Origin of the sequence: Streptomyces sp. NPDC048191 (assembly GCF_040652655.1) — a bacterium.
GTDB lineage: Bacteria > Actinomycetota > Actinomycetes > Streptomycetales > Streptomycetaceae > Streptomyces.
The window spans coordinates 488,770-515,048 of record NZ_JBEZMO010000001.1; the positions used below are offsets into that span (position 1 = coordinate 488,770).

At 71.7% G+C, this 26,279-nt stretch carries 27 protein-coding genes; 21 read left to right on the plus strand and 6 right to left on the minus strand.

Annotation, left to right across the window (positions count from 1 at the left end; translation table 11 throughout):
- Positions 1–9: 9 nt before the first annotated feature.
- From pyrE to AB0D93_RS02315, 17 genes are all read left to right on the plus strand, one after another.
- Positions 10–558, plus strand: coding sequence for an orotate phosphoribosyltransferase (pyrE, locus tag AB0D93_RS02235; RefSeq protein WP_067042079.1), 549 nt, complete (start codon positions 10–12; stop codon positions 556–558).
- 143 nt (positions 559–701) lie between these two features.
- Positions 702–1,724, plus strand: coding sequence for a class II fructose-bisphosphate aldolase (gene fbaA, locus AB0D93_RS02240; RefSeq protein WP_362111440.1), 1,023 nt, complete (start codon positions 702–704; stop codon positions 1,722–1,724).
- A 69-nt stretch (positions 1,725–1,793) separates the two neighbouring features.
- On the plus strand, positions 1,794–3,251 hold the full coding sequence (locus tag AB0D93_RS02245; protein WP_362111443.1) for an MFS transporter: 1,458 nt from the start codon (positions 1,794–1,796) through the stop codon (positions 3,249–3,251).
- A 153-nt stretch (positions 3,252–3,404) separates the two neighbouring features.
- The gene (locus AB0D93_RS02250; RefSeq protein WP_362111446.1) at positions 3,405–3,818 is read left to right on the plus strand and encodes a DUF3151 domain-containing protein; all 414 of its coding nucleotides are present in this window, start codon (positions 3,405–3,407) and stop codon (positions 3,816–3,818) included.
- A gap of 153 nt (positions 3,819–3,971) precedes the next feature.
- Positions 3,972–4,820 (plus strand): tryptophan 2,3-dioxygenase family protein, encoded by an 849-nt coding sequence (locus AB0D93_RS02255; protein WP_362111449.1) that lies wholly within the window; start codon positions 3,972–3,974, stop codon positions 4,818–4,820.
- Complete coding sequence (gene kynU, locus AB0D93_RS02260; RefSeq protein ID WP_362111452.1) at positions 4,813–5,997, plus strand: kynureninase; 1,185 nt, start codon at positions 4,813–4,815, stop codon at positions 5,995–5,997. The genes AB0D93_RS02255 and kynU overlap by 8 nt, the downstream gene beginning before the upstream one ends.
- Before the next feature lie 157 nt (positions 5,998–6,154).
- Positions 6,155–7,051, plus strand: coding sequence for an alpha/beta hydrolase (locus AB0D93_RS02265; protein ID WP_362111456.1), 897 nt, complete (start codon positions 6,155–6,157; stop codon positions 7,049–7,051).
- 217 nt (positions 7,052–7,268) lie between these two features.
- On the plus strand, positions 7,269–8,351 hold the full coding sequence (locus tag AB0D93_RS02270) for an alpha/beta hydrolase (protein ID WP_362111459.1): 1,083 nt from the start codon (positions 7,269–7,271) through the stop codon (positions 8,349–8,351).
- Positions 8,344–8,526, plus strand: a complete 183-nt coding sequence (locus AB0D93_RS02275; RefSeq protein WP_362111462.1) for a hypothetical protein — start codon at positions 8,344–8,346, stop codon at positions 8,524–8,526. The genes AB0D93_RS02270 and AB0D93_RS02275 overlap by 8 nt, the downstream gene beginning before the upstream one ends.
- 190 nt (positions 8,527–8,716) lie before the next feature.
- Positions 8,717–9,886 carry an acyltransferase gene (locus AB0D93_RS02280; protein ID WP_362111853.1) on the plus strand — a complete coding sequence of 390 codons (1,170 nt, stop codon included), beginning with the start codon at positions 8,717–8,719 and terminating at the stop codon, positions 9,884–9,886.
- Between the two features lie 139 nt (positions 9,887–10,025).
- On the plus strand, positions 10,026–11,330 hold the full coding sequence (locus AB0D93_RS02285) for a histidine kinase (protein WP_362111856.1): 1,305 nt from the start codon (positions 10,026–10,028) through the stop codon (positions 11,328–11,330).
- Positions 11,327–12,007, plus strand: a complete 681-nt coding sequence (locus AB0D93_RS02290) for a response regulator transcription factor (RefSeq protein ID WP_362111465.1) — start codon at positions 11,327–11,329, stop codon at positions 12,005–12,007. The genes AB0D93_RS02285 and AB0D93_RS02290 overlap by 4 nt, the downstream gene beginning before the upstream one ends.
- A gap of 127 nt (positions 12,008–12,134) precedes the next feature.
- Positions 12,135–13,466 carry a histidine kinase gene (locus tag AB0D93_RS02295; protein WP_362111468.1) on the plus strand — a complete coding sequence of 444 codons (1,332 nt, stop codon included), beginning with the start codon at positions 12,135–12,137 and terminating at the stop codon, positions 13,464–13,466.
- Complete coding sequence (locus AB0D93_RS02300; RefSeq protein ID WP_362111472.1) at positions 13,463–14,128, plus strand: response regulator transcription factor; 666 nt, start codon at positions 13,463–13,465, stop codon at positions 14,126–14,128. The genes AB0D93_RS02295 and AB0D93_RS02300 overlap by 4 nt, the downstream gene beginning before the upstream one ends.
- Before the next feature lie 11 nt (positions 14,129–14,139).
- Positions 14,140–14,601 carry a hypothetical protein gene (locus AB0D93_RS02305; RefSeq protein ID WP_362111475.1) on the plus strand — a complete coding sequence of 154 codons (462 nt, stop codon included), beginning with the start codon at positions 14,140–14,142 and terminating at the stop codon, positions 14,599–14,601.
- A gap of 74 nt (positions 14,602–14,675) precedes the next feature.
- On the plus strand, positions 14,676–15,899 hold the full coding sequence (locus tag AB0D93_RS02310) for a cytochrome P450 (RefSeq protein ID WP_362111478.1): 1,224 nt from the start codon (positions 14,676–14,678) through the stop codon (positions 15,897–15,899).
- Between the two features lie 87 nt (positions 15,900–15,986).
- Entirely contained in the window at positions 15,987–16,583 is a 597-nt protein-coding gene (locus tag AB0D93_RS02315) for a Uma2 family endonuclease (protein WP_362111859.1), read from the plus strand.
- A gap of 3 nt (positions 16,584–16,586) precedes the next feature.
- Here the strand turns inward: AB0D93_RS02315 and AB0D93_RS02320 are convergent, their stop codons facing one another.
- The 4 genes from AB0D93_RS02320 to AB0D93_RS02335 form a co-directional block, all read right to left on the minus strand.
- On the minus strand, positions 16,587–18,158 hold the full coding sequence (locus AB0D93_RS02320; RefSeq protein WP_362111481.1) for an ABC transporter permease: 1,572 nt from the start codon (positions 18,156–18,158) through the stop codon (positions 16,587–16,589).
- On the minus strand, positions 18,155–19,075 hold the full coding sequence (locus tag AB0D93_RS02325; protein WP_362111484.1) for an ABC transporter ATP-binding protein: 921 nt from the start codon (positions 19,073–19,075) through the stop codon (positions 18,155–18,157). The genes AB0D93_RS02320 and AB0D93_RS02325 overlap by 4 nt, the downstream gene beginning before the upstream one ends.
- Positions 19,029–20,540: an APC family permease gene (locus AB0D93_RS02330; protein WP_362111487.1), complete on the minus strand. Its 1,512-nt coding sequence runs from the start codon at positions 20,538–20,540 to the stop codon at positions 19,029–19,031. Before AB0D93_RS02330 ends, AB0D93_RS02325 begins: the two co-directional genes overlap by 47 nt.
- A 223-nt stretch (positions 20,541–20,763) precedes the next feature.
- A complete protein-coding gene (locus AB0D93_RS02335; RefSeq protein ID WP_362111490.1) occupies positions 20,764–21,600 on the minus strand; it encodes a diacylglycerol kinase in 837 nt (278 codons plus the stop codon).
- Between the two features lie 196 nt (positions 21,601–21,796).
- Here AB0D93_RS02335 and AB0D93_RS02340 point away from each other — a divergent pair, with 196 nt between their 5' ends.
- The 4 genes from AB0D93_RS02340 (at position 21,797) to AB0D93_RS02355 (ending at position 25,790) form a co-directional block, all read left to right on the plus strand.
- A complete protein-coding gene (locus tag AB0D93_RS02340; protein ID WP_362111493.1) occupies positions 21,797–23,080 on the plus strand; it encodes an adenylosuccinate synthase in 1,284 nt (427 codons plus the stop codon).
- Between the two features lie 43 nt (positions 23,081–23,123).
- Positions 23,124–23,336: a hypothetical protein gene (locus tag AB0D93_RS02345; protein ID WP_362111496.1), complete on the plus strand. Its 213-nt coding sequence runs from the start codon at positions 23,124–23,126 to the stop codon at positions 23,334–23,336.
- Positions 23,337–23,508: 172 nt separating this feature from the next.
- Positions 23,509–25,326 carry a 5'-nucleotidase C-terminal domain-containing protein gene (locus tag AB0D93_RS02350; RefSeq protein WP_362111499.1) on the plus strand — a complete coding sequence of 606 codons (1,818 nt, stop codon included), beginning with the start codon at positions 23,509–23,511 and terminating at the stop codon, positions 25,324–25,326.
- 29 nt (positions 25,327–25,355) lie between these two features.
- Positions 25,356–25,790 (plus strand): ester cyclase, encoded by a 435-nt coding sequence (locus AB0D93_RS02355; protein WP_362111502.1) that lies wholly within the window; start codon positions 25,356–25,358, stop codon positions 25,788–25,790.
- A gap of 71 nt (positions 25,791–25,861) precedes the next feature.
- Here AB0D93_RS02355 and AB0D93_RS02360 read toward each other — a convergent pair whose 3' ends face one another.
- Complete coding sequence (locus tag AB0D93_RS02360) at positions 25,862–26,053, minus strand: hypothetical protein (protein ID WP_362111505.1); 192 nt, start codon at positions 26,051–26,053, stop codon at positions 25,862–25,864.
- Positions 26,040–26,279: a DUF6400 family protein gene (locus AB0D93_RS02365; protein ID WP_362111508.1), complete on the minus strand. Its 240-nt coding sequence runs from the start codon at positions 26,277–26,279 to the stop codon at positions 26,040–26,042. The genes AB0D93_RS02360 and AB0D93_RS02365 overlap by 14 nt, the downstream gene beginning before the upstream one ends.

Here is a 26,279-nt window from a genome sequence, read left to right on the forward strand (position 1 = left end):
CTGGTCGGCATGACGGACGTACGCGGCGCGCTGCTGCAGCAGATCAAGGACAAGGCCGTGGTGCACGGCAAGGTGACCCTGTCGTCGGGCAAGGAAGCCGACTACTACATCGACCTTCGCCGGATCACGCTGGACGGCGAGGCCGCACCGCTGGTCGGTCAGGTCATGCTCGACCTGACCGCCGAGCTGGACTTCGAGGCCGTCGGCGGACTCACCCTGGGCGCCGACCCGGTGGCCACCGCGATGCTGCACGCCTCCGCCGCGCGCGGGAAGGTGCTCGACGCGTTCGTCGTCCGCAAGCAGGGCAAGGCGCACGGCCTGCAGCGCCGTATCGAGGGCGCCGAGGTCAAGGGCCGCCGGGTCCTCGCCGTGGAGGACACCTCCACCACCGGCGGCTCGGTCCTGACGGCCGTGGAGGCGCTGCGCGAGGCCGGCGCGGAGGTCGTCGCCGTCGCCACGATCGTGGACCGGGCCACCGGCGCGGCCGAGGCGATCGCCGAGCAGGCCGGGGTGCCGTACGTCTTCGCCTTCTCGAAGGATGAACTGGGTCTGGACTGACGACGCGGATTGACCTGGACTTGACCGGCGCATGGACCAGCGGTCCATGTCTGGAAAGATGGGGACGACGACGACGTCGAACCCCCAGGTCTAGGTCAGGGCCGTAACGCACCAAGCCGACCCGCAACACAAGGAGCGGACAGATGCCCATCGCAACCCCCGAGGTCTACAACGAGATGCTCGACCGGGCGAAGGCAGGCAAGTTCGCCTACCCGGCCATCAACGTCACCTCGAGCCAGACCCTGAACGCGGCGCTGCGCGGGTTCGCTGAGGCCGAGAGCGACGGCATCGTCCAGATCTCGACCGGTGGTGCCGAGTTCCTCGGTGGCCAGTACAGCAAGGACATGGTCACCGGCGCCGTCGCCCTCGCCGAGTACGCGCACATCCTCGCCGAGAAGTACCCGGTCAACATCGCGCTGCACACCGACCACTGCCCGAAGGACAAGCTCGACGGGTACGTACGTCCGCTGATCGCGGTCTCCGAGGAGCGCGTGAAGGCCGGCAAGAACCCGCTGTTCCAGTCCCACATGTGGGACGGCTCCGCGGAGACCCTCGCCGACAACCTGGCCATCGCCCAGGAGCTGCTGGAGCGCACCCGCGCCGCCAACATCATCCTGGAGGTGGAGATCACCCCGACCGGCGGCGAGGAGGACGGCGTCTCGCACGAGATCAACGACTCCCTCTACACCACGGTCGAGGACGCGATCCGCACCGCCGAGGCCCTGGGCCTGGGCGAGAAGGGCCGCTACCTGCTGGCCGCCTCCTTCGGCAACGTGCACGGCGTGTACAAGCCGGGCAACGTCGTGCTCCGCCCCGACCTGCTGAAGGAGCTGAACGACGGCGTCGCCGCCAAGTTCGGCAAGGCGTCCCCGTTCGACTTCGTCTTCCACGGCGGCTCCGGCTCCACCGAGCAGGAGATCCTGACCGCGCTGGAGAACGGCGTCGTGAAGATGAACCTCGACACGGACACCCAGTACGCCTTCACCCGTCCGGTCGCCGCCCACATGTTCCAGAACTACGACGGCGTCCTGAAGGTCGACGGCGAGGTCGGCAACAAGAAGGCCTACGACCCGCGCACCTGGGGCAAGCTGGCCGAGGCGAGCATGGCCGCGCGCGTCGTCGAGGCCACGCAGAACCTGCGCTCGGCGGGCAACAAGATCAAGTAAGCGGTACGTCCGTTTCGCGGCGGGCCCGGCGGCTGTCCACGGTCGCCGGGCCGCTGTATACCTGGGGGCATGCCCGATGTCCGGCTGGCCTCGCCCCAGGGCAAGTGGATCCTGTTCACCACGATCCTCGGTTCCAGCATGGCGCTGCTGGACTCGACCGTCGTCAACGTGGCGCTCCCGCGCATCGGCCGGGACCTGGGGGCGAGCCTGGCCTCGCTGCAGTGGACGGTCAACGCGTACATGGTCACGCTGGCCGGGCTGATCCTGCTGGGCGGCTCGCTGGGCGACCGCTACGGCCGCCGGAAGATCTTCGTGCTGGGCGTGGTGTGGTTCGCGGCGGCGTCGCTGCTGTGCGGACTGTCGCTCGGCCCGGGCATGCTGATCGCCGCGCGGGCCCTGCAGGGCGTGGGCGGCGCACTCCTGACTCCCGGCTCCCTGGCGATCATCCAGTCGTCCTTCCACCCCGACGACCGCAGCCGGGCCGTCGGCCTGTGGTCCGGCTTCGGCGGGATCGGCGCGGCGGTCGGCCCCTTCGTGGGCGGCTGGCTGGTGGCCGGCCCCGGCTGGCGCTGGGTGTTCCTGCTGAACGTCCCGCTGGCGCTGTTGTGCGTGCCGGTCGCCCTGCGGCACGTCCCGGAGTCGCGGGACGGGGGGAAGCACGCCCGCTTCGACGTGCTCGGTGCGGCGTTGGGTGCCCTCGCCCTGGCCCTGGTGACGTACGCGCTGATCCAGGCGAGGACGGGCACGGTGGTGGTGACGCTGAGCGCGGTGGCGGGCCTGGCGGCGGCGGTGGCCTTCGTCCTGGTCGAGCGGCACCGCCCGGACCCGATGCTCCCGCCGGACATCTTCGCCTCGCGCCAGTTCACGGCGGTCAATCTCGTCACCCTGTGCGTGTACGCGGCGTTCGGCGGGTTCTTCTTCCTCACCGCGCTCCAGCTCCAGGTGGTGGCCGGCTACTCGCCCCTGGCCGCGGGTACGGCCCTGCTGCCGACGACGGCCCTGATGCTGCTCTTCTCCGCCCGCTCCGGCGCCCTCGCGGACCGTACCGGGCCCCGCCTGCCGCTGACGGTCGGTCCCCTCCTCTGCGCGGTGGCGCTGCTGCTGATGCTGCGGGTGGGCAAGGACGCCGACTATCTCACCGACGTGCTTCCGGCCCTCCTGGTCATGGGCACCGGGATGGTCACGCTGGTGGCGCCCCTGACCGCCACGGTCCTCGCCTCCGTGGACACGGCCCGGGCAGGCCTGGCCAGCGGCATCAACAACGCGGCGGCGAGAGCGGCGGGTCTGATCGCGGTCGCGGCCCTGCCGCTGCTGGCGGGCATGGGCCCGGAGGCGTACCGGGTGCCGGCGGCCTTCGACGCGGCGTTCCGCCGGGCGATGCCGATCTGCGCGGGGGTGCTGCTGCTGGGCGCGGCCCTGGCCTTCACCCTGGTCCGCCGCCCGGGCCCGGACTGCCGCCACCCGGAATGCCACGTGCACTGCTGCGTGACGGCCCCACCGCTGGAGGGGGAGCGGCGGCGGGGTTAGGGCCTGTCGTTCGGACCACGCCGCAGACGCGGGGTCTGGCCTGCGACCTGATCCAAACGACAGGCCCCAGGACCGTCACCGGGTGCGACCAGTACAGGCCACCCGCACATGACACCGGCACGGGAATCCGTGCGGTGAGCGAGACTGGACCTCATGACGATTCACGAGAACCTCCTCGGCGGCCCGCCCCCGACCCACCTCCCCGACGACCCGGAGCCCCGCGAACTCCTCGCGAGCGGCACGGCCCCCGCGGACGTCGCCGCCAAGTACCCGACCTCCTCCCTCGCCTGGGCCCAGCTGGCCGACGAGGCGTTCGAGCGCGGCGCGGTCGTGGAGTCGTACGCCTACGCCCGCACCGGCTACCACCGCGGTCTGGACGCGCTGCGCCGCAGCGGCTGGAAGGGGCACGGACCGGTGCCCTGGGAGCACGAGCCGAACCGTGGCTTCCTGCGCGCCCTGCACGCCCTCGCCCGCGCCGCCCAGGCGATCGGCGAGCAGGAGGAGTACGAGCGTTGCTCGCAGTTCCTGAAGGACTCCTCCCCGACGGCGGCCCAGACCCTGGGCTGACCCCTACGGGAGTTCCCGGTGTGGCCCGTCTGTCAGCAGACGGGCCTTGCCGTATCCGGTGGGATTGCGGAGGATTCCGCCTGGGGACCGGGGCCCCCGTGCCGGCATCGGCAGGGGCGGACCGCTACCCGGAGTAATAAGCAGGAGACAGCGATGTCCCAAAAGGCTCGCCCCCTTCCCGAGGCCGCTGAACCCGAGACGCCGCATCTCGACTTCGCCGGCACGACGCCGTACGAGGACTACGTCAAGGCGGACGTGCTCACCCACCTCCAGCACACCCTCTCCGACGACCCCGGAGAGATGGTCTTCCTGGTGACGACCCAGGTCATGGAGCTGTGGTTCACGGTTCTCGTGCACGAGTGGGAGACGGCGGCGCACGCCCTGCGCGCGGACGACGTACCCACCGCGATCGCCGCGCTGAAGCGATCCGTGCGGGAGCTGGAGGCCCTCAACGCCTCCTGGAAGCCCCTCGGCCAGCTGACCCCCGCGCAGTTCAACTCCTACCGCGCCGCCCTCGGCGAGGGCTCCGGCTTCCAGTCGGCGATGTACCGCCGCATGGAGTTCCTGCTCGGCGAGAAGTCCGCGTCCATGCTCGTACCGCACCGCGGCGCCCCACGCGTCCACGCGGAACTGGAGAAGGCGCTGCACGAGCCCAGCCTGTACGACGAGGTGCTGCGGCTGCTGGCCCGCCGCGGCCAGGCGATCCCCGGGTCCGTCCTGCGCCGGGACGTGTCCCGGCGCTACGAGCCCTCCGACCAGGTCGAGCGGGTCTGGACGGCGATCTACTCCGGCGCCCAGGACGCCGAACTCGCCCGGCTCGGCGAGGCGTTGACCGACGTGGCCGAACTGGTCTGGCGCTGGCGCAACGACCACCTGGTCGCCACCCGCCGCGCGATGGGCGCCAAGCCCGGCACGGGCGGCTCGGCCGGCGTCGCCTGGCTGGAGAAGCGGGCCCGCAAGAACGTGTTCCCGGAGCTGTGGACGGCGAGGTCCCATGTCTGACCCGGCACTGGAGGCCCAGCAGCTGGACGCGGCCGACGAGCTCGCACCGCTCAGGTCCCGCTTCGTCCTCGACGACGTGATCTACCTCGACGGGAACTCCCTGGGCGCGCTGCCCGTGAACGTCCCCGACCGGGTGGCGGACGTCGTCCGCCGTCAGTGGGGCGAACTGCGCATCCGCTCCTGGGACGAGAGCGGCTGGTGGACCGCGCCCGAGCGGATCGGCGACCGGATCGCCCCGCTGGTCGGCGCGGCGGCCGGCCAGATCGTCGTGGGCGACTCCACAAGCGTCAACGTCTTCAAGGCACTTGTCGCGGCGGCGCGGATGGCGGGCGAGGACCGCACCGAGATCCTGGTGGACGCCACGACGTTCCCCACGGACGGCTACATTGCCGAGTCCGCGGCCCGCCTGACCGGCCGCACCCTGCGCGCGCTGACCCCGTCCGAGGTGCCGGCCGCCCTGGGCGAGCGCACCGCGGCCGTCCTGCTGAACCACGTCGACTACCGCACCGGCCGCCTGCACGACCTGCCGTCCCTCACGTCGGCGGTGCACGCCGCCGGCGCCCTCGCGGTCTGGGACCTGTGCCACAGCGCCGGGGCGCTGGAGGTGGGCCTGGACGAGCACGGGGTCGACCTGGCGGTCGGCTGCACCTACAAGTACCTGAACGGCGGGCCGGGTTCGCCGGCGTACCTCTACGTACGCCGGGACCTGCAACCCCGCTTCGACTCCCCGCTCCCGGGCTGGAACTCGCACACCGACCCCTTCGGCATGAGCCCGTCCTACACACCGGCGCCGGGCGCGCTGCGGGGCCGCGTGGGCACCCCGGACATCCTCTCCATGCTGGCCCTGGAAGCGGCCCTGGACGTCTGGGACGACGTCTCCGTCTCCGCCGTCCGCGCCAAGTCCCTCGCGTTGACGGACTTCTTCCTGCGCTGCGTGCGGCGGTACACCGAGCCGGGCCGCGTGGAGTGCGTGACCCCGGAACGGCACGAGGAGCGCGGCAGCCAGGTCGCCCTGCGCTGCCCGGACGCCGGCGAGGTGATGAAACGCCTGATCGCCCGGGGCGTCGTGGGCGACTTCCGCCACCCCGACGTCCTCCGCTTCGGCTTCACCCCGCTGTACGTCGGCTTCGGCGAGGCCGAGCGGGCGGCCCGGATCCTGGGCGAGGAACTGGCCTAGGGCAGGCGCCGGGGGAGGGGTGACCCTGGGGTCGCCCCTCTCCCGGGCCCCGTACGCGGCCGTTCGGCCTCACCCTGTGTGACATCCCCATGTCCTCGCACGTCACCGCCCTGATACCGTCCCCGCCAAACAGGTTCCATCGCTGAGAGGTTGGAGCATGCCGGACGAGGCCGCCGCAGCCCGCGCCGCCGCCGAAGAGGAGTCGGCCTTCTCGCACCCCACGGTCGACCCCGATGCCACCTCCGCGTACGGCACCCACCCCGACCAGGTGATCGACTTCTACGCCCCCCGGACCGCCCCGGACTCCCCGGCCCCCCTGGTGGTGGTCCTGCACGGCGGTGCCTGGCGCGCCCGCTACGACCGCCGGCACATCACCCCCTTCGCGGACTACCTGGCCCGCAGGGGCTTCGCGGTGGCCAACGTCGAGTACCGGCGCGGCGGAGAGCCGCTGATCCCCGGGCAGAGCACGGGCGACGGCGACGCCACCCCGCCGGCCGGCCGCTGGCCCGACACCTTCGACGACGTCGCCGCCGCCCTGGACGCGCTGCCCGGCCTCGTCCGCGAGGTGCTCCCGCAGGCCGACCCGCGCCGTACGGTCCTCACCGGCCACTCGGCCGGCGGCCACCTGGCCCTGTGGGCCGCGGCCCGCCACGTCCTGCCCCCGGACGCCCCCTGGCGCACCGACCGGCCCGCCCCGCTGCGCGGCGTCGTCGCCCTCGCCCCGATCGCGGACTTCGACGTGGCGGAGAAGCTGGACGTCTGCGGCCACGCGAGTCTGCAGCTCCTCGGCGGCCACGACGGCTTCGCCGAGCGCCGCCCCTACGCCGACCCCGTCCTGCTCCTCCCGACGGGCATCGCGACGACCCTCGTCCAGGGGCGTACGGACCAGGTGGTGCCGCAGGCGGTCGCCGAGTCGTACGCGGACGCGGCGGCCAAGGCGGGGGAGGTGGCGGGCCTGACGCTGCTGGAGGACGTGGGCCACTTCCCGCTGATCGACCCGGCGGCGGACGCGTGCGCCGTGGTGGCGGAGGAGATCGCCCAACTGGCCTGGTGACCGCCGGAGTCCGGCTCCGGGTGCCGGCTGCGGCCCGTCCCTGGCGGGTCCGTCCCTGGCGGCCCGCCCCTGCGGGGGTGGGACCCGGTGATACCCGTAGTACCTGAGAGCTACCCCGCAAGACAGCTCCCTGGCGGGACGCCGACGACACGCCCCGATCCATAACTTCCTTGCCAGACAAGCCCGATGGCCGGGCCATCTGAAAGGAAGCCCGACCATGGGGCAGATTCGGCACGCCACGCCTTTGACGGACCCGCAGCCGACGACGAAACCGTCACGGTCGGACGGGGAGGAGCCGGCGGTGCGGGCGGGAGTGCGGTTCCCGCCGGAGGCGACCCGCACCCGCACGCGGAAGTGGCGCCGCGCCCTGCTCGCCACCCTCCTCACCGCGGCCATAGCCGTCCCCCTCTCCGGCGCCACCCGCCCCCGGATCCCCGCCCCGGCCCCGGCCGCGCTGCCTCCGGTCACGGCGGAGACCCTCCAGACGATCTACGCCGCCAACGGCGCCGACGCCACCCGCGCCGCCGACATGGCCGCCGCGCACGGCGACGCCCACCGGGCCGCCGCCGACCGCACCCTCGCCTCGCCCAGCCGCCGCCTCCTCGCCTTCGACGGCCGGGGCGCCGGCCGGGCCACGGAAGTGCTCGGCGACCTCGCCCACGCGGACCGCACAGCGGTCCTGGTCCCCGGTTCCGACACCTCCCTGGACACCTACGACCGCTTCCACAGGGCGGCCGCGGCCCTCTACGCGGACCTCACCCACCGCGCCCCCCGAGGCACCCGCACCGCGGTCGTCGCCTGGCTCGGCTACGCCACCCCCGGCACCGTCAGCACCACGGTGACCACGACCACCCGCGCCGACGAAGCCGCCCCCGGTCTGCGTGCCTTCGTACGCCACCTGCGCGCCGCGACCCCGGCACGGGCGCACATCGCACTGCTCTGCCACTCCTACGGCACGGTCGTCTGCGGCCGGGCCGCCTCCGGCGTGGACGCCGACGACATCGCCCTCGTCGGCAGCCCCGGCACCGGCGCGGACTCGGTCCCGGCCCTGCACACGCGCGCGCGGGTCTGGGCGGCCCGCGGCAGCGAGGACTGGGTCGCCGACGTACCGCACGTCAGCGCCGACCTGTTCGGCTCGACCGTCGGCTTCGGCACCGACCCGGTCTCCCGCGCCTTCGGCGCCCGGGTCTTCGACGCGGCCGGCGCCGACCACAGCGGTTACTTCACCCCGGGCTCGGTCTCCCTCGCCAACCTGGCCCGCATCACCCTCGGCGAGACCACGGAGGTGTCCCGTGCCTGAGCCCGCCACGCACGCGTCCCGCGGCTCACGACCCACCACCGGCCGTACCCCTTCCATGGGTTCCGGGGCCGCCCCGGCCTCCGGCACGGACTCGGGGCGGCCGACGGAGAGTTCGGCCGACGCGGGTCACCGGCAGATCACCCTCGGCGAGACCACGGAGGTGTCCCGTGCCTGAACCCGCCACGCACGCGTCCCGCGGCTCACGACCCACCACCGGCCGCACCCCTTCCCAGGGTTCCGGGGCCACCCGGGCCTCCGGCACGGACTCCGGGCGGCCGACGGAGAGTTCGGCCGACGCGGGTCACCGGCAGGTCCCGTCGAGGGCGGCCCGCACGCCCCTCAGCGTCACCGCCGCCCTCCAGGCCCTGCGCCGTTCCGCCCACCACGTCGACACCGCCACTCCCGCCTCACGGGACCGAGCCGTGGACGCCCTGCGGGCCTTCGCGATCCTGGGGGTCGTCCTGGGCCACTGGCTGGTGACCGCGCTGGTGGCGCGGGACGGAGGCCTGCACACCACCAGCCCCCTCCAGCACATGCCGTGGCTGGCACCGATCTCCTGGCTGTTCCAGACCCTGGCCGTGTTCTTCCTGGTCGGCGGGCATGTGGCGACCAGAAGCCTCGCCACCGCCCGCCGCCGGGGAGAGCCGTACTCCGCCTGGCTGCGCGCCCGGCTGACCCGCCTCCTCCGCCCGGTGACCGCGCTCCTGTGCCTGTGGGCGGTGGCCTCCACGGCCCTCCTCCTCACCGGCACCCCGCTCGCCACGATCGAGGCCCTGGTCAAACTGGCGCTGTCGCCCCTGTGGTTCCTCCTGGTGTTCGCCGCCCTCACGGCCGCCACCCCGCTCCTCACCCGCCTCAACCCGCTCTGGCCCCTGGCGGTCGTGCTGCACGTGGACCTCCTCCGCTTCGGCCTGCACGTCGGCCCGTCCTGGCTGGGCTGGCTGAACGTGGCGGCGGGCTGGCTGGTCCCCTACACCCTGGGCGCCGCCTGGACCCGCGGCGAGCTGGACAGCCGCCGCGCGGCACGGTTGCTGTTCCTCGGCGGTACGGCGGCCACGGCCGTGCTCGTCACCTGCGCGGGCTACCCGGCGTCCATGGTGGGCGTCCCCGGCGCGACGGTCTCCAACCTCGACCCCCCGACCCTGGCGGCGGTCACCTTCGGCCTGGCCCAGTGCGGTCTCGCCCTGCTCCTGCGCGAGCGCCTGCGCCGCGTGACGACCCGCCCGCTGCCGTGGGCGGCGGTGGCCCTCGTCAACCTCTCCGCGATGACGATCTACCTCTGGCACCAGACGGCCATGATGGCGACGACGGCCACGGCCCTGCCGGCCGGCCCGCTGCCCGGCCTGCACACCTCGCCCGACTCCCTGGGCTGGGTGCCGTACCGGCTCGCCTGGCTCCCCGTCTTCGCCCTCGTCCTGACCGTGTGCTGGGCGGCCTTCCGCCATCACGAACAGGGTCCCCGCCGCCCCCGTAACCGCATGTCGCACGTGGTGCACCGCCATGTGCCCGGAGCGAAGAACCAGCAGAGTGCCTAGTGTTGACCTCGTGAAGCCCGCGGACTCCCACGACCTCGACAAGCCCCACGGCTCCGCCGGCCTCACCCCCACCCCCGAGCCGACCGCTCCCGGCGCCGGGCCCGGCCGCCTGGGCCGCCTCGGTGCCTGGCTGGGCGAGGTGCCCTCGTCGCAGTCACCCCCTTTCTCGAAGTACCGCTGGCTGCGCCTGCTCACCTACCTCCTCGTCGGCTATCTGGGCCTCGGTGTCGCCCTGGCCGGCGCCGATGAGCTGACCCACAGCTACGGCTTCACCCCCGGCGTGGCGTTCCTGAGCACCTTCCTCCAGGCCGCCGCGGTCGTCCTGGCCCTGTGGCGCCCCGTACCCGCCTGGGCCCTGTCGCTGTCCGCCGCGGTCTTCACGGCGCTGCTCGCCCGCCAGAACCTGGCGCAGCTCCCGCTCGGCGGCCCCAACTGGCCCTGGACCACGCCCACTCTGCTGGCCCACATGGCCGTACTCCTGCTCCTCGCCCTGCGCGTGCGCTTCCGCGGCACGGTCGCCGCGCTCGGTGTGACGGCTGTGGTGACCTTCGTCGTCGAAGGCGGCCTGGGAGCGCTGAAGTACTCCCCGACGGGATGGGGCGGCGTCGGCCTGTTCGCCGTCGCCGCCGGCATCGGCGCCGCCCTGCGCGGCCGCAGCGAGGCCCGTACCGAACTGGTCCAGCAGACGACGATCAACGCCGAGGAACGGGCCCGGCGCACGCTGCTGGAGGAACGCAGCCGTATCGCCCGCGAGCTGCACGACGTGGTCGCCCACCACATGTCCGTGATCTCGATCCAGGCCCAGGTCGCCCCGCACCTGGTGGAGAACCCCTCGCAGGAGCTGAGGGAGAACCTCGCCGGCATCCGCGACAACGCCCTGGAGGCCCTGACCGAGCTGCGCCGGGTCCTCGGGGTGCTGCGGTCGGAGAATCCGGACGACCCCGACGAGACCGGGGACCCCTACGGGCTGCCCGCCCCCGGCTCGGGCCCGGCCCCGGACGCCCCGCAGCCGAACCTGAGCCGTCTGGACACCCTGATCGAGAACACCAGGGCGGCCGGCCTGGAGGTCAGGAAGGTCGTCGACGGCGCCCCCCGGGCCTACCCGCCCGGGGTGGAGCTGTCCGCCTACCGGATCGTGCAGGAAGCCCTGAGCAACGTCCTGCGCCACGCGCCGGGCGCCACCGTCCGCGTGGATGTGGTGCACCTGCCCGAAGGCATCGCCCTGAGCATCGTCAACGGACACCCGAGGCAGCCGGTCCAGCCGTCCCCCGGCAGCGGGCACGGACTGCTCGGCATGCGGGAGCGTGCGGCGATGCTCGGCGGGAGCCTGACCGCGTCCCGGCATCCGCACGGCGGTTTCATGGTGACGGCGTTCCTCCCCAGGGGCGGCATTCCCGTACCGCAGGACCACCCAGACCCCGCGACAGGAGAGCAGACCCCATGACGAGCGGCGCCGGTCCCATCCGCGTACTCATCGCCGACGACCAGCAGATGGTGCGGCAGGGTTTCGGCGTGCTGCTCGGCACCCAGCCAGGCATCGAGGTGGTCGGGCAGGCGGTGGACGGACTCGACGCGATCGTGCAGACCGCCGAGCTGGTCCCGGACGTGGTGCTGATGGACATCCGGATGCCCGAACTCGGCGGCATCGAGGCGACCCGCCGGATCACCGCCGAGCATCCGGCCATCAAGGTGCTGGTGCTGACCACGTTCGACCTGGACGAGTACGTGTACGAGGCGCTGCGCGCCGGTGCCTCCGGCTTCCTGCTCAAGGACGCCTCCGCGGACAAGCTGGCCGAGGCGGTACGGGTCGTGGCCGCGGGCGACGCCCTCCTCGCGCCCGGCATCACCCGCCGTCTGATCGCCGAGTTCTCCCGCCTGGACGGCAGCCGCCGCGCCCCGCTGAAGAAGCGCGTCGGCGACCTCACCGAACGGGAGACGGAGGTGCTGGCGCTGATCGCGCAGGGCCTGTCGAACGCGGAGATCGCCGAGCGGCTGGTCGTGGCCGAGCAGACCGTGAAGACACATGTGGGCCGGATCCTGGTGAAGCTGGGCCTGCGCGACCGTACCCAGGCGGCGGTCTTCGCCTACGAGTCCGGCGTGGTCCGCCCGGGCGGACGCTGAGCCCGTGGAAGGCCCGCCGCACGCGGCCGGGCCCCTCAAGGGGCGACCCGTAGTACCTGAGGGGGACCCGCGAGAACCCCTCTCCAAGGTGACGACCACACCCCGGACCGCGCCTACCGTTGCGTACGTGACCCAGACGACGCACACGCAGACGACACCGGGCCAGGCCGGCCGGCCGCGCAGCCCGGAGTTCCGGCTGGCCGCGGACGCCCTGCGAGGGCTGCGGGAGGACCTGTTCCAGGACGCCTTCGCCTATGATCCGCTGCCCCGCCTGAGCGCCGACGGCCGCCTCACCCGCCGTCTGTCCGGCGCCGGCTGGCTGCCGCACACGGTGGTGGCCGCCCTGGGCGTGATGGCGATGTCCCTCGCCGTGGCGGGCTCCTTCGAGTCCGGGCCTCCCGCCCTGCTGTGCGGGCTGCTGGCGCTGGCACCGGTCCTGCTGACGCTGGCGCGCCCGGTGGGGGCGTTCTGGCTCTCGCTGGCCGCGGGCACGGCCGCCGCCGTGATCGGCCGGGGCGACTGGAGCGACTGGCCCTGGATGCCGGGCAGTTTCCTGTCCCACCTGGTGGTGCTCACGGTCGTCGCGCTGCGCACCCGCCCCCGCACCGCGGCCTCGATGTGGGTGATGACCGCGGTCTACGGCTTCGTCGTCGGAGACGTCTTCGGCGCGCACCGCTACGACACGAACGTCACCCCGATGCTGCTCGTGTCGGCCCTGATCCTGCTCGCCGTCTCGGTCCGGCACATCCGCCACCAGGCCCAGCGGGAGATGACCGCCCAGCAGACCGTCACCGAGCACGAACGCTCCCGCCGCACCCTGCTGGAGGAGCGCACGACGATCGCCCGCGAGCTGCACGACGTGGTCGCCCACCACATGTCGGTGGTCGCGATCCAGGCGGAGGCCGCGCCCTACCGGGTGGAGAACCCGCCGGAGGAGCTGGAGAAGGCGTTCGCCACCATCCGCGAGAACGCCGTGGCGGCCCTCACCGAGCTGCGCCGGGTCCTCGGGGTCGTCCGCGCGGAGGACTACGAGGCGCCGGACGCCCCCCAGCCCACCCTGGCCGACCTGGACGGACTGCTCGCCAATGTGCGCGAAGCGGGCCTCACGGTGGAGAAGGCGGTGACCGGGGCGGTGCGCGAACTGCCGCAGGGCGTGGAGCTGTCGGCGTACCGAATAGCGCAGGAGGCGCTCAGCAACACCCTGCGGCACGCACCGGGAGCGAGTGCCCGCGTGGAGATCGGCTATGTCCTCGGCGGTCTGGGCCTGCGCGTCATCAACACCGCGCCGCCCGCGCCCCACCTCGTCAAACCCTCACCGGGCGCGGGGCACGGCATCACGGGCATGCGGGAACGCGTGTCGATGCTGAACGGCGAGATGACGGCGGGCCCGTCGCCGGACGGGGGCTATGAGGTGACGGTGTTCCTGCCGGCGGCCACCGCGACCGAAGGGGACGCATGACCATCCGCGTACTGATCGCGGACGACCAGATGATGGTCCGCGAGGGCTTCTCCGTCCTGCTGAACGCGATGCCGGACATCGAGGTCGTCGGCGAGGCCGTCAACGGGAGGGAGGCGGTGGAACGGGTCCGTGAACTCGCCCCGGACGTCGTCCTGATGGACATCCGCATGCCGGAGCTGAACGGCATCGAGGCGACCCGGGAGATCGTGGCGGCGGACGCGGCGGCGAAGGTGCTGGTCCTGACGACCTTCGACCTCGACGAGTACGTGTACCAGGCCCTGCGCGCGGGAGCCTCCGGCTTCCTGCTGAAGGACGCCTCGGCCCGCCAACTGGCCGACGGTGTACGGGTGGTGGCGGCGGGCGAGGCGCTGCTGGCGCCCTCGGTCACCAGGCGCCTGATCACGGAGTTCTCCCGCATCTCGGACTCGCCGCGCCTGATCCCGTCGGCCCAGGCGGCCTACGGCGAGCTCACGGAACGGGAGACGGAGGTCCTCGTCCTGATCGCCCAGGGCCTGTCCAACGCGGAGATCGCCGAGCGGCTGGTGGTGGCGGAGTCGACGATCAAGACCCATGTGAGCCGCATCCTGGTCAAACTGGGCCTCAGGGACCGCACGCAGGCGGCGGTGTTCGCATACGAGGCACGCCTGGTGACGCCGGGCTGACGGGGGTCGAGATGGACCTGGAACTCCTGCCGCACGTCGGCGTCGAGCGCTTCCGGCTCGGCATGTCGGTCGCGCAAGCGCGCGGCGCGTTGGACGAGTGGGGGCTTTTCCGGGTCGTCGCGAGTGACGCGGACCCGGGACAGATCACGCTCACGCACGACGCGTCCCGGCTGGACGTCGTGCTCGGGTTCACCCAGGGCACGCTGAGCGGTGTGGAGCTGTTCCGGTTCCGGAACGAGGACGCCGACGTGCGGGTGCTGCTCGACGGGCTCGACGTCTTCCGTACTCCGAGCGAGGACCTCTTCGAACAGCTCGCGGAACGGGGCCACACCATCGAGGAGAACGACCTGGGCTTCGACGCCCTGCCGGAGCTCGGGGTGATCCTGTCGAACCAGAGCAGCTACGAATACCCGATGGACGAAGAGGGCGACCCGATCCACTACGACTACGTCCTGGTCACCGACCGGATCTGAGTGGAGCTCGCCCTGAGCGCGTCAGGGCCGGACACCCCTGGTCAGACGTCGGTCCCAGGCGTTAGCGTCCCCGCATGGCAGGCCCTACCGACCTCGCGTTCGACCCCTGGGACCCCTCGTTCCTCGCCGACCCGTACCCGGCCTACGCCGAGCTGCGCGCACGCGGCCGGGTGATGCGGTACGAGCCGACCGACCAGTGGCTGGTCCCGCACCACGCGGACGTCTCGGCGTTGCTCAGGGACCGCCGGCTGGGGCGGACGTATCAGCACCGGTTCTCGCACGAGGAGTTCGGGCGGACCGCGCCGCCGCCGGAGCACGAGCCGTTCCACACGCTCAACGACCACGGCATGCTCGACCTGGAGCCGCCGGACCACACCCGGATCCGGCGCCTGGTGTCGAAAGCGTTCACGCCCCGCACGGTCGAGCGCCTGAAGCCGTACGTCCACGGCCTGGCGAACGACCTGGTGGCCGCGCTCGTCCGCGACGGCGGGGGCGATCTGCTGAGGGACGTCGCCGAGCCGCTGCCGGTCGCGGTGATCGCCGAGATGCTCGGCATCCCCGGGACGGACCGAGCCCAGCTCCGCCCCTGGTCGGCGGACATCTGCGGGATGTACGAGCTGAACCCCCCGGAGGAGACCGCCGCGAAGGCGGTGCGCGCCTCGGTGGAGTTCTCGGAGTACCTGCGCGAGCTGATCGCCGCGCGCCGCAAGGAGCCGGGCGAGGATCTCGTCTCCGGTCTGATCGCGGCGCACGACGAGGACGACGACCGGCTGACCGAGCAGGAGATGATCTCCACGGCGGTCCTGCTGCTCAACGCCGGTCACGAGGCCACGGTCAACGCCACGGTGAACGGCTGGTGGGCGCTGTTCCGCAACCCCGCCCAGCTGGCCGCCCTGCGCGCCGACCACTCCCTGGTCCCCTCCGCGATCGAGGAGCTGATGCGCTACGACACCCCGCTCCAGCTCTTCGAACGCTGGGTGCTGGACGACATCGAGATCGACGGCACGGTGATCCCCAGGGGCTCGGAGATCGCCATGCTCTTCGGCTCCGCCAACCACGACCCGGCCGTCTTCCCCGACCCCGGCCGTCTGGACCTCACCCGCGCCGACAACCCGCACATCTCCTTCAGCGCCGGTATCCATTACTGCATCGGCGCGCCGCTGGCCCGCATCGAGCTGGCCGCCTCGATGACGGCCCTCCTCCGGCAGGCCCCCACACTGACCCTGGCGGCGGAGCCGCGGCGAAAGCCGAACTTCGTGATCAGGGGGTTGGAGGGGCTGAGCGTGGAGGTGGGGTGATCACCCGTTCGGATGATCGCCGAGCGATTCCGATCGAAGACCGCCGGTGGCTTGTCACGCTGGTGCCTGTCTGCGAAGGAGGGCACCATGACGGTTATGGCAGAGCGCACCTCGTCTCAGATGTCGGTGGACGTGTTCGAGCGGATCGCGGAATTCGCCGAACGCGAGGACGAGACCGTCAGGTTCGAGTTCATCGACGGACGGATCGGGGTCAAGAAGGTGACGAACGGCAGCCACGGTGAGATCGCCATGTGGTTGGCTTTCCGGTGCAAGGAAGCACGGCCCGACCTCACCCTCAACACGACAGGCCAGGGGCTGAAGGTCGAGGCGTACCGGAAGGGCCGCGCCCGGCCTGACGGCGTCCTTGCACCAGTGGGTTACTTCAATGGACAAGGTGAGTGGGCCGACCCCGACGGTGTGCTGATGGCGGTCGAGGTCACGTCGTACGACTCGGACACTCACCACCGGGATCGGGTGGACAAACCCCAGGCGTACGGTGAGGCGGGCATCCCGCTGTACTTGCTGATCGACCGTGACAACCACTCGATCCTTGTGCACACTGTCCCGGACCCGGAGGTCGGATACCGGGACATCCATGTGGTCGCGTTCGGCGGCAAGGTCATCCTCCCCGACCCCGTCGGCATCGAACTCGACACCGACGAGCTGAAGCAGTACGTCGACTGAGCCTCAACCCGACAGATCACGGCGCCGCACGCCCGCGAGCCCCACACCCACCAGCACCCCGGCCACCCCCAGCAGCACCCCCACCGGCCCCCACTCCATCCCTCCGCCCGGCAACTTCGGCAGATGCCCGAAGGGGGACAGGTCCAGCACCGCCCGTGGCACGTTCAGCGCGGGGCCGATCCAGCCGATCAGCAGCACCGCACCGGCCACTCCCCACGCCGCCACCGCACCCCGCGGCAGCACGCCGAACAGCAGGACCGTGACCCCGCCGATCACCCAGACCGCGGCGACCTGGAGCAGGCACGCCCCCAGGACCGGGCCGATCTGCCGGCCGTAGCCGACGGCGAAGCCCAGGCCGGCGAGGAGCATAAGCAGCGCCGAGCCGCCGAAGGCGATGATCAGGTGACCGGCGGCCCAGCGCAGCCGGCCCACGGCCGCGGCCAGCACCGGTTCGGCCCGGCCGGAGGTCTCCTCGCCGCTCAGCCGCAGCACGGACGAGACGGCGTACAGCGCGGCGATCAGGCCGAGCATGCCGACCATCGCGGCGAGGAAGGCGTCCGTCAGGCCCGACTGGCCGCCCATCCGCTGGAAGATCTCCCGCGCCTTGGTGTTGTCGCCGACGAGCCTGGCCGCGCCGTCCGTCATCCCGCCGTAGACGACCCCGGCGAGGAAGAAGCCGGTGGACCAGCCGAACAGGCTGCCGCGCTGCAACCGCCAGGCCAGCGCGCCCGCCGTGCCCAGCCGGCCGGCCGCCGGTCCCGGCCGGGTCGGCAGGAAGCTCATGCCGATGTCCCGGCGCCCCGCCAACGCGTAGGCCAGGAGGGCCTGGAGGGCGGCGGCCGCCGCGAACAGCGGCAGCACCCACCAGCGTTCGCCGGCGTAGGGCCGCAGATTCTCCAGCCAGCCCAGCGGCGACAGCCAGGTCAGCACCGACGATCCGTCGTCCCTCGCCGAGTCGCCGGCCGCCCGCAGCACGAACGCCGCGCCCAGCACGGCCGCCGTCAGCCCACGGGCCAGCCGGGCGCTCTCCGTCAGCTGGGCGGCGACCGCCGCCGTGGTGGCGAAGACCATGCCGACGCCCGCCACCCCGAGCCCGAAGGCCAGCGCACCGGACGCGCCCTGTCCGGCCAGACCCGCCACGACCAGGACGCACAGGGCCGCGTTCGCGACCGCCGCGGTGAGCAGGGCCGCCGTGAGCGGGGCCCGGCGCCCCACCGTCCCGGAGGAGACCAGCTCCTGCCGTCCGCTCTCCTCCTCGTCGCGGGTGTGCCGTACGACGACGAGCAGGCTCGTCACGGCGGCGAGCGCGCCCGCGTACACCCCGACCCGCCAGGCCGTCAGCGCGCCCAGGGAGTCGCCGAAGACCGGGCCGACCATGGCGCGCAGGGAGGTGTTGGTGGCCATCTGGTGCAGCAGGTCCGCGCGTTGGGCCGGGGTGCCGTACAGCGTCTTCAGGGTGTTCGGCATGGAGAGGACCATCAGCGCGTTCACCGCGACCCAGACCGGGATCAGCACGCGGTCGCGGCGCAGGGCGAACCTCAGCAGGGTTCCGCTGCCGGCGAGCGGGGAGTTCATGCGGGCACCTCGTCCTGGTAGTGCCGCAGGAACAGCTCCTCCAGCGTCGGCGGCGTCGAGGTCAGGGTGCGCACCCCGGAGGCGGTCAACGACCGTAGTACGGCGTCCAGTTGGTCGGTGTCCACCTGCAGCCGGACCCGGCGCCCCCGCACGTCGAGGTCGTGCACGCCCGGCAGGTGGGCCAGTCCGTCGGGCGGGCCCGCGAGTTCGGCGCTCACGCTGGTCCGGGTCAGGTGCCGCAGGTCGGCCAGGGAACCGCTCTCCACCGTCCGGCCCTTGCGGATGATGCTGACCCGGTCGCAGAGTTCCTCGACCTCGCTCAGGATGTGCGAGGAGAGGAGGATCGTCCGGCCGCGGTCCCGTTCCTCCTCCACGCAGGCCTGGAAGACCTCCTCCATCAGCGGGTCCAGGCCCGAGGTCGGCTCGTCCAGGATCAGCAGGTCCACGTCCGCGGCGAAGGCGGCGACCAGGGCGACCTTCTGCCGGTTGCCCTTGGAGTACGTGCGGCCCTTCTTGGTCGGGTCCAGTTCGAAGCGGTCGATCAGCTCGGCGCGGCGCCGGGTGTCCAGCCCTCCGCGCAGACGGCCGTAGAGGTCGATGACCTCGCCGCCGGAGAGGTTGCGCCACAGGGTCACGTCGCCGGGCACGTAGGCGATCCGGCGGTGCACCTCCACCGCGTCCCGCCACGGGTCGTGGCCCAGCACCTGCGCGGCGCCCGCGTCGGCGCGCAGCAGCCCGAGCAGCACCCGGATCGTGGTCGACTTGCCGGCGCCGTTCGGGCCGAGGAAGCCGTGCACCTCGCCGGCCTCGACGTCCAGGTCGAGGCCGTCCAGCGCGTGCGTACGGCCGAAGGACTTGCGCTGAGCCCGTTCAGCGCTCCTTGGTCTCCTCCAGCACCGTCCGCCCCAGCAGCGCATACCGCTCGGGCGCCCGCCGCTTCAGGTACTGGGCGTAGCCCACCCCCGTGGCCGCGACCAGCGCCACCAGCCACGGCGTCGCCTTCAGCAGCGGCGATCCGGACTCCGCACCGGCCGCGGCCCCCATGTTGGACACCAGCAGGACGACCACGCCGAGCATCGCGATGCCGCCGACGAGGGGGGCGGTGAAGGTACGGAACCAGTGCCGGCTCTCGGGGTGGTGCCCGCGGAAGTAGACGAGGACCGCGAAGGAGCACACGGCCTGCACGACCAGGATCGCCATGGTGCCGAGGATGGCCAGCAGCACGTACAGCGCGTTGTACGGGTCCTTGCCCGCGATCCAGAAGGCGGCGATCACTACGGCGCTCACCACCGTCTGCACCAGGCCCGCGATGTGCGGGGAGCCGTGCCGGGCGTGGGTGCGGCCGACGGTCCTCTTCAGCGAGGGCAGGACGCCCTCCCGGCCGAGGGCGTACAGATAGCGGGCGGCGCAGTTGTGGAAGGCCATGCCGCAGGCCAGCGAGCCGGTGATCATCAGCCACTGCATGACGTCGACGGCCCAGTGGCCGACATAGCGCTCGGTGGGGTTGAAGAACAGGGCGAGCGGGTTGGCGGAGGAGGCCGCCTTCACGGCCTCGGCCTCACCGTTGCCCGTGATGGCCATCCAGGAGACGAAGACGTAGAAGACGCCGACGCCCAGGACGCTGATCATCGTCGCCTTGGGGATGATCCTCTTCGGGTCGCGGGACTCCTCGCCGTACATCGCGGTCGACTCGAAGCCGACCCAGGACCAGAAGGCGAAGAAGAGGCCGAGCCCGGCGGACGTGCCCTTGAAGGCGTTGACCGGGTTCACCGGGGCGAGGCCGAACCCGTGCGGGCCGCCCCCGTGGAGGGCGACGGACACCGCCATCGCCGCCAGCACGGTCACCTCGGTGCCCAGCAGCACGACCAGCAGTTTCTCGGCGACGCTGACGCCGAACCAGGTGCCGGTCGCGTTGATCGCGAGCATCAGGACGGCGAAGGCCCACCAGGGCACGTGCAGGCCCGTCTGGTCCCTGAGGGTCGTCGTCGCGAAGGTGGAGAAGATGCCGATCAGCGCCGGCTCGAAGACGACGTACGCGAAGGTCGCGAGCAGTCCGGAGGCGAGGCCGACGGTCCGGCCGAGGCCGTAGGAGATGAACCCGTAGAAGGCTCCGGTCGACGTGATGTGCTTCGCCATCGACGTGAAACCCACGGAAAAGATTGCCAGGACGACCATTGCGACGAGATAGCTCGCGGGCGCCCCGATCCCGTTGCCGGACGACACCATGAAGGGCACGTTGCCGGTCATGGCGGTGATCGGCGCGGCGGTGGCGACGGCCATGAACACCACGCCGAGCAGCCCGACGGCGTTGGGTTTCAGCCGGTGAACGGTTTTCTCGCCAGCTGCTTCCGCCGTGGGGGCGACGCCCTCTTCCACTGCCATCGGGTGGCCCCTTCCGTCTCCGGTGCGTGGTCCTGATGGAGCAGGATGGTGGACGAGGGAGGGGTACGGGAAGGGGTCGGGGAAGTTAAATATTCGTCACCAGACCTTTGGACCGCTTGTTCCGCAAAGGATTTTGGTGGCGCGCAAGCCCTTCGGTGAGCGGCTCCACATCCCGGCGCCCTTCGACTGCCACCTCGACACCACCGGCTTCCAGGCCCCCGCCTCAAGCTGACGGCAGCACCAGTCCCCAGGCCCCCTCCACGACCCGCCAGGTACGCCTGCGCACCGGTCCCGAGACGCCCGCGTCCGCCCGGTACCGGAAGTCCGCCCCCGCGACCGTCACCGTCTGGCCGGAGAGCCGTACCGGCGTCGCCTCCGCCCCCACCGACAGCGGCCGCACCTCCACCCGCGCCAGCCCGCCCGTGCCCGGTGACACCGACACCGCCTCCACCGGCTGGCCCAGGTCCACCACCGTCTCGCCGTCGACCTCGACCCGGAAGCGGGAGGGTCCCGGCGCGGGCACGGCGGTGAGCCGGGGCGGGCGCGGGGCGAGGTTGCGGACCAGGGAGCGGTACCAGGCCCGCCCGGCGGCGACCGGCACCGGCTCGGCGGCAGCCACCCGCACCGGCTCCGGCGGAATCCCCAGCCCGCTCAGCACGACCCCGTCGCTGTCGTCCACCAGCAGGTCCAGGCGCCGCTCGGACCCGTCCAGGGCCGCCCGTGCCGCTGCCACGGCCCCGCCCGGCACCCCCAGCGACTCCGCGAGGCCGGTGTCGCCCACCGGGACCACCGACAGTGCGCATCCGGCCAGCTCCCGCGTCCGGTGCAGCAGGGTCACGGCCCGCACCAGAGCGCGGCCGTCACCGACCACCACCGGCCGCCTCGAACCCCGCCGGCCCAGCGCCCGGGCGAATTCCTCCGGCCCGTCCGGCAGGCACACCTTGGCCGCCGCACCCGCGCTGAGCACGTCTTTCGCGATCCGTACGGACTCCCCGTCCGTCTGCCGTGCCGCCGGATCGATGATCACCAGCAGCTGTTCGGACGTCGCGAAAGTCGCCACCTCGGTCCTGCCTCGCTTCCTCGGGTAGCATCTTTGTGCAAGAGCCCCTTGCGCTATTGCGCCAGGGGCTTCGTCTATTCCGGGGCATCCGGTCCGACGGTTGGCGACCAACGGCGGTCGCTGTGGCACGCGGCGGTGAACCTTACGCCCACGCCCCCGACCTTGGACATGCCCCGCCCGGAAGGGGTGTACGCGCGTGCCCGCACTTGTGCTGCTCGGTGCTCAGTGGGGTGACGAAGGCAAGGGAAAGGCGACCGACCTGCTCGGTGGCTCGGTGGACTATGTAGTGCGGTACCAGGGCGGCAACAACGCCGGCCACACGGTCGTCGTCGGCGACCAGAAGTACGCCCTCCACCTCCTCCCTTCCGGAATCCTCTCGCCCACGTGTGTTCCGGTCATCGGCAACGGCGTCGTCGTCGACCCGTCGGTCCTGCTCTCCGAGCTGAGCGGTCTGAACGAGCGTGGCGTTGACACGTCCAAGCTCCTGATCAGCGGTAACGCGCACATCATCACGCCGTACAACGTGACCGTCGACAAGGTGACGGAACGCTTCCTCGGCAAGCGCAAGATCGGCACCACCGGTCGCGGCATCGGCCCCACCTACGCGGACAAGATCAACCGTGTCGGCATCCGGGTCCAGGACCTCTACGACGAGTCGATCCTGACCCAGAAGGTCGAGGCGGCCCTCGACGTCAAGAACCAGATCCTCACCAAGCTGTACAACCGGCGCGCGATCGCCGTGGACCAGGTGGTCGAGGAACTGCTGGGCTACGCCGAGCAGATCAAGCCGTACGTCGCCGACACGGTCCTGGTCCTCAACCAGGCGCTGGAGCAGGACAAGGTCGTGCTCTTCGAGGGCGGCCAGGGAACGCTGCTGGACATCGACCACGGCACGTACCCCTTCGTCACGTCCAGCAACCCGACCGCGGGCGGTGCCTGCACCGGCGCCGGCGTCGGCCCGACGAAGATCAGCCGCGTCATCGGCATCCTCAAGGCCTACACGACCCGCGTCGGCGCCGGTCCCTTCCCGACCGAGCTGTTCGACGAGGACGGCGAGGCGCTGCGCCGGATCGGCGGCGAGCGGGGCGTGACCACCGGCCGTGACCGCCGCTGCGGCTGGTTCGACGCCGTGATCGCCCGCTACGCGACCCGCGTGAACGGCCTGACCGACTTCTTCCTCACCAAGCTGGACGTGCTCACCGGCTGGGAGCAGATCCCGGTGTGCGTGGCGTACGAGATCGACGGCAAGCGCGTCGAGGAACTTCCGTACTCCCAGACCGACTTCCACCACGCGAAGCCGGTCTACGAGACCCTGCCGGGCTGGAACGAGGACATCACGAAGGCCAAGTCCTTCGCCGACCTCCCCAAGAACGCCCAGAACTACGTCAAGGCGCTGGAGGAGATGTCCGGTGCCCCGATCTCCGCGATCGGCGTGGGCCCGGGCCGGGACGAGACCATCGAGATCAACTCGTTCCTTTAAAGATCGGCTCCACGGCCGTGCGTTCCGGATGCACAATCGAGGTATGAGCGTCCACCGGAACGCACGGTGCCGGGGACCGTACGGCGGTGAGGGCGACCAGGCCGACGGCACGGACTGCTCCGATCCGGCCGTCTTCGAGGTCGCCCGCTACCATCTGCCCCCGATCCTGGTCTGCCCGGTGCATCTCGGCCCCTCCCTGCTGATGGCGAGCAGGGTGCTGTGGCCCCCGGAGATCAGGCTGGTCGGCCGCCTCTGACACCGGCCGTTTCCCCAGGGTTCGCACGGTTCGCCCACTGACCCATCCTTGACCTGGACATGGTCTTCTCCTGGTTTCCGGCAATCGCGGGCGCGAGCAGCATCTACGCGGGTAGCCTCCGCACTGCACCGCCGCTGCTCGTTGCCCACTCCAGTCGAACCAGGAGCCCCGAATGCCCCTCAGTCCCATGAACCGCCGGGAGTTCGTGAAGAAGTCGGCCGTCACCGGAGCGGCCGTCGCCGCTGCGGGAACCGTCGCGGCGACCCCCGCGCAGGCGGCCGAGCAGAAGCGGGACTGCCACCCCCGTACCTGGTCGTTCTCCATCCTGGGCACGACCGACCTGCACAGCCACGTCTTCGACTGGGACTACTACAAGGACGCCGCCTACACCGACAAGGCGGGCAACTCGGTGGGCGTGGCACGCGTGGCCACCCTCATCAAGCAGCAGCGCGAGGCGAAGGGCGAGGACCACGTCCTCCTCGTCGACGCCGGCGACATCATCCAGGGCACGTCCCTGGCCTACTACTTCGCGCGCGTCGACCCGATCACCGGCACCGACGGCAAGCAGGGTCCCAAGCACCCGATGGCCGTGGCCATGAACCACATGCGCTACGACGCCGCCGCCCTCGGCAACCACGAGTTCAACTACGGCATCGAGGTGCTGCGCAAGTTCGAGAGCCAGTGCCGCTTCCCGCTGCTCGGCGCGAACGCGCTGGACGCGAAGACCCTGCGCCCCGCTTTCCACCCGTACACCGTCAAGCGGATCCGCGTCCCCGGCGCCCCCGACATCAAGGTCGGCATCCTGGGTCTCACCAACCCCGGTATCGCCCTGTGGGACAAGGACAACGTCAGCGGGAAGATGGTCTTCCCCGGGCTGGTGGAGCAGGCGAAGAAGTACGTGCCGAGACTGCGCGCACTGGGCTGTGACGTGGTCTTCCTGACGGACCACTCCGGCCTCGACGGCTCCTCCTCCTACGGCGACGAACTCCCGTACGTGGAGAACGCCTCGAACCTGGTGGCCGAGCAGGTGCCGGGCATCGACGCGATCCTGGTGGGACACACGCACGTGGAGGTCCCCTCGTACACGGTGAAGAACGCGGAGACCGGCGAGGAGGTCCTCCTGTCGGAGCCGTACTGCTGGGGCTACCGCCTGAGCGTCTTCGACTTCGAGCTCGAACTCCACCACGGGCAGTGGAAGGTGACGAGCAAGAAGGCGCAGACCCTCAACCCCAACACCGTGGACGAGGACCCGGAGATCAAGAAGCTCCTGGAGGCCGACCACGAGCTGGTCGTGAAGTACGTGAACACGGCGGTCGGCACCTGTACGGCGGACCTGTCGGCGGCGGACTCCTGCTGGAAGGACGTCCCCATCATGGACTTCATCCACAAGGTCCAGATGGAGACGGTGAAGACGGGCCTGTCGACGGCCGACGCGGCGCTCCCGCTGATCTCGGTGGCGGCGCCCTTCTCCCGCACGGCCGACATCCCCCAGGGCAACGTCACCATCAAGGACATCGCCGGCCTCTACATCTACGACAACACCCTGTACGGCAAGAAGCTCACGGGCGCCCAGCTCAAGGACTACCTGGAGTACGCGGCGAAGTACTACCACCAGGTGCCGGCCGGCACGAAGGTGGACACCGCGACCCTCACCAACGCCAACAACTTCTGGGACTACATGTACGACACGGCGGCGGGCGTCGACTACGACATCGACATCGCGCAGCCGGAGGGCTCCCGGATCAAGAACCTCAGCTACAACGGCGCGCCGGTCGCCGACGACCAGGTCTTCGTCGTCGCGGTCAACAACTACCGCGCGAACGGCGGTTCGGGCTACCCGCACATCGCCTCGGCGCCGATCGCGTACAGCTCGACGAACGAGATCCGGCAGCTGATGATCGACTACGTGACCGCGAAGAAGAGCCTCGACCCGGCCGACTTCGCCGTCACCAACTGGAAGCTGACACAGGCCGGTACGCCGGTCTTCTAGGCAGGGTGTCCTTCAGGACAGGGGGAGTCGTGAGCGCGAGCGCCGACGACGGCAAGAAGGTGGTCCAGGGCTTCTTCGAGGCGGTCGGCGAGGGCCGGCTCGAGGACCTGCAGCAGTACATGGCGGCGGACGTCGTGGACCACAACAAGATCATCCACGGTGAGGCGGACGAGCCGGGCGCGGCCTTCGAGGGCCTGCGCGAGCAGGCGGAGGCGCTGGCGCCGCTCACGGTGCAGGTGGACGAGCTGCTCGGCGAGGGCGACCGCGTGGTGGCCCGGGTGACCCAGCGGGGCGTGCACAGCGCGGCCCACCCGCGCATGCCCGAGCCGACCGGCCGGTCCTTCGAGATCGAGGCGATCTGGGTCTTCACGCTGGCCAACGGCAAGATCACCGAAATCCGCGCGGTGAGCGACCGCCTGGGGCTGTTCGCCCAGCTCGGCTGGCCGCTGCCCGTGGCCGACTGACGACGGCCCACTGCCGACGGGAGGGCGCCCCACGGGGCGCCCTTTCCGGCTTCGGCCCCGGGCGTTCCCGCTCAGGGATCCGAGCGCGTGGCGCCGAAGTGGGTCTCGTGGGTCCAGACGTGGTGGCACGCGGGGCACTGCAGGTGCAGCAGGCTGCCGGTGTTGGACAGCAGGTAGCGCCACCGGCCCTGGTCGTCGCAGGCCGGGCAGCCGACGCCCCAGGCGCGCCGTCCTGGGTCGGCCTGCGGATCAAGCGGCAGCATCGCCGGGCCCTGCCGGGAGCACGCCGGCCGCGACCAGCTCGTCGTAGATGCGCTGCTGCTCCGGGTCCAGGTTCGAGTACAGCAGCGCCCGCGCCTCCTCCTCGCCGCGGAGCGCCGCCGCGGGGTCCCAGCCGGGGCCGAGGGCGGCCATGACGTGGGTGCGCCGGAGCATCTCGTGCGAGCTCAGGTCGACGCTGAAGTCGAAGGTGGGGCCGTGGGGGGACAT